Below are 3,326 nucleotides of genomic sequence, written 5' to 3'. Positions count from 1 at the left end.
AGGATCGGCCCGAGCTGCGGCAGCAGATCCGGGAGAACGCCGAGGCCGGCGAGTATGGCTCCGACGTGCAGGCCAGACTCGCCGAACTTGAGCAGGCGTTCCAGGACGGCGGCACCCGCACCTTCATCATCGAGCTCCTCCAGGGCGCGTGATGATGGGACACGGGATCCTCGGCGCCCTGCTCACCGTGACGCTGTTCACGAGCATCGTCCCCAGCGATGCGCTCGAGCTGGCCGGCTTCGGCGGGCTCGGCGCCGAGGGGCACACCGGCGCGGGCGCGGTCGTCGCGGTGGTCGACACCGGCATCGATGCGGCCCACCCGGCGTTCTCCGGCAGGATCACCGAAGGCTGGGACTTCGTCGACGGCGACAACGATCCCGCCGATGGCAACGGGCACGGCACCCACGTCGCCGGGATCGTCGCCGCCGCCGCCGACTCGCAGACCCCGGGCGGGGCGCCGCAGGCGACGATCATGCCCGTGCGAGTCCTCGACGATAGTGGCGCGGGCAGCAACGACACCGTCGCGCAGGGCATCCTGTGGGCGGCCGAACACGGCGCCGACGTGATCAACCTCTCCATCGGAGACGCCGGACCGGCCGATCGGTTCCGCAAGGGCGGCCCCGTCGCCCTCGCCATCCGCGCCGTGTCCACCCAGGCCACCGTCGTCGTCGCCGCCGGCAACGATGCCCAATACGAGCAGCTGTTCCGCGCGGGCGTCGACGCGGTCGTCGTGGTCGCCACCGACCCCGCCGGGCAGCCCGCACCCTTCACCAACGTCGGCGACTCCCGCGCCGTCGCCGCGCCCGGCGTCGACATCCGCTCCACCGCACTCACCACCCCGAGCATCATGTTCCCGCAAGGGACCGACGGGTATGCAACCCTGTCCGGCACCTCCATGGCCGCCCCGTTCGTCAGCGCCGAAGCCGCCCTGCTCGCCGCCATCGGGCTCACCCCCACCCAGACCCGGACGGCCGTCACCGGCACCGCCGTGAACACGACCGGCGACCCCCGGCTCGGCGCCGGGATCATCGATGCCCGTGGTGCCGTCACCTCCGTGACCGCGGCATCCGGAGAGACGCCCGTCGCCTCGCCGGCCACCGCTTCCCCGCCGACCCCCACGGGCGCGGTCGCCACCGACCCCGCCGCGAACGCCCCCGAATTCCCGTGGCTGCTCACCATCGCGGGCGGAACTCTCGTGGTCATTGCGATCACCGTGACGATCGCCGTCACCCGCCACCGCGACGGAACGAGAACACCGTGACCTGGACAGAACACCGCTGACCTGAGACCGACCCGCACGCGCCTCGGACCGACACTCACCCAGGCAAGATCTCCAAATCGCCGCTTGAACAGAATGGGAGCGTCGGATCTGCGCTGCGGCGCTGTGGTTGTCGAAAACGACCATGAGTGCGCGCTGTGCGGGACGACGACAATGACCTGGGCGAAGCGTCCGAAAACGGCGTAAGCGCGTCCACCGTCAACCCCTGACCCACCAAGGAGTCTCACCGGGCACGATCGGCGGCGGGTGTGACCGCATCACCGCGACATCCGCTTCCGTCGACCTGCTGACCGCTTCTCGTCGCCACCGCGCATGCCACCCGCCCACGCGGACGAGTGCCGGCTCGGTGAGCTCAGGTACCCCAGATCGCGTCGAGAATCTTCATGCGCACCGTGTGGATGGCCGGGAGGGTCGCGGAGATGGCGGCGACCACCAGCAGGATGACCGAGGTCTGCACGGTCGTCGCGACGTCCGTCTCGAGGGTCACCGGTCCGTTCGGGAAGGTGAAGGGGAAGCGATCGACCAGCGGCACGATCGCGAAGCGGAACAGAAGCGCCCCCAATCCCGTTCCGATCGCCGCCGTGAACATCGACTTCAGCACGTAGCTGCCGACGATCGCGCCGGAGCGGATGCCGATCGCGCGCTCGATGCCGATCTGACGCCGCCGGTTGGTGAGGTCGACATAGGTGATGATGAACACCGTGATCGCCGCCACCAGGAGCGAGATGACCCGCATGATCTGGTTGACGAGATCGAAGGTCTCCACCTGGTCTTGAATTGCGGCGGCGAGCTGCTCCGGCGTCTGAAACTCAACATCGGCGCGAATCGGCTCAAGGTCGGCGACGAGCGCCGCCGCCACCACCCCGGGCTCGGCCTTGACAACGACCCGGGTGGCGCTGTCCGCACCTGGTGCGCTGTCGGCATTGTCGAGCAGCTCGAGCAGGGCGTCGCGTTCGGCCTCGTCGGTCTCCGGCACGCTGTCGGCCCCCGCACGGAGCCCGGCGGCCAATTGCGTTGCCGACTGGGAGAGGCTATCCGCCCCGGTCGCCGCAGTCGCCGCCGAGGCGGCAAGGGCCGCCGAGGCGTCCGAGACCGAACCGGCGCCGGCGGAGAGCTCGGCGGCCGAGGCGGCCAGCTGACCGATGCGCCCGGAGACCTCGGCGGCCCTGGCGGCGAGCGAGGAGGCGGATGTCGCGGCGGCTGCGGCGGCTGCGGACGCCGCGTGCACCAGTCCCACCGTGGTCTGCGCCGAGGCGGCCGTCGCGGCGGTGGATGCCGCGCTCGCATCGAGTTCGGCGCAGAACGCCGGATCAGCGGTCGGCGGGCAGCTTCCCGCGATTGCGGCGGCACCGGTGGCGGCGGCCGCGGCGCCGGTGGCCGTGCTCTCAGCGGCGGAGGTGACGGCCCCGGCCAGCTGATCGGAGAGCCCCGAGAGCGAGTCGGCCAAACCCGACGCACCGCTGGCGAGCAGTCGGCCTGCCTCGTCCAGCTCGCTCGCCGCCGAGGCGAGCGAGGAGGCGGCGGAATCGACCCCACCGGCACCGGAGGCGAGGGCGGCCGCGCTGGCGGAGAGTTGGCCGGATCCGCTCGCGAGGGCCGTTGACGCGTCGGCCAGGGCGGCCGCCTGGTCGGCCGCCGCGTCCAGGGAGCCGGCGATGTCATCGAAGGCGTCATACATGTCTCGGACGCCGGCCGAGTAGTCCACTGTGGGCGCCAGGGCGTCCGCGGCGACGATGGTGATGAAGGCGCTCTGGTCGCTCAGCGCGAAGTTGTTCTGGTAGATGCCGCGCACCGTGAAGGTCGCCACGCTCCCGCCGATCATGGTGACCACCACCTCATCGCCGGCGTGCACCGATTTGAGCGAGGTCGAGTACGCTCTCAGTTCCGGCCGATCGGCCCCCGCGATGTCGATGCCGAGCAGGATCCCGTTCTCGTCGGAGGGGTCAAGGTACTCCCCCTCGATCAGGTTCTCCGGCGTGCTGAAGACCTGGGAGAAGCTGCGCGGATCGATCGCGTCCACGCCCCAGGCGTTCGACTCGTCGCCGAA

General features: G+C 70.9%; 2 protein-coding genes. One reads left to right on the top strand and one right to left on the bottom strand.

Annotated elements, in window-relative coordinates; genetic code table 11:
• Positions 1-154: 154 nt before the first annotated feature.
• The gene (locus QZV81_RS02815) at positions 155-1,261 is read left to right on the top strand and encodes a S8 family serine peptidase (RefSeq protein ID WP_292832170.1); all 1,107 of its coding nucleotides are present in this window, start codon (positions 155-157) and stop codon (positions 1,259-1,261) included.
• 370 nt (positions 1,262-1,631) lie between these two features.
• Here QZV81_RS02815 and QZV81_RS02810 read toward each other — a convergent pair.
• Positions 1,632-3,326 (bottom strand): ABC transporter permease (locus QZV81_RS02810; RefSeq protein ID WP_292832167.1); only part of this gene is annotated, 1,695 nt, incomplete at its 5' end.

The organism is Microbacterium sp., assembly GCF_011620665.1.
Lineage (GTDB): Bacteria > Actinomycetota > Actinomycetes > Actinomycetales > Microbacteriaceae > Microbacterium.
Note: the sequence above shows the minus strand (reverse complement) of the source record. Positions and strands in the feature narration are given on the sequence as shown.

Coding starts and splice junctions, on each gene's coding strand:
- QZV81_RS02815 (WP_292832170.1), top strand. CDS start 155: ATGGGACACGGGATCCTCGGCGCCCTGCTCACCGTGACGCTGTTCACG.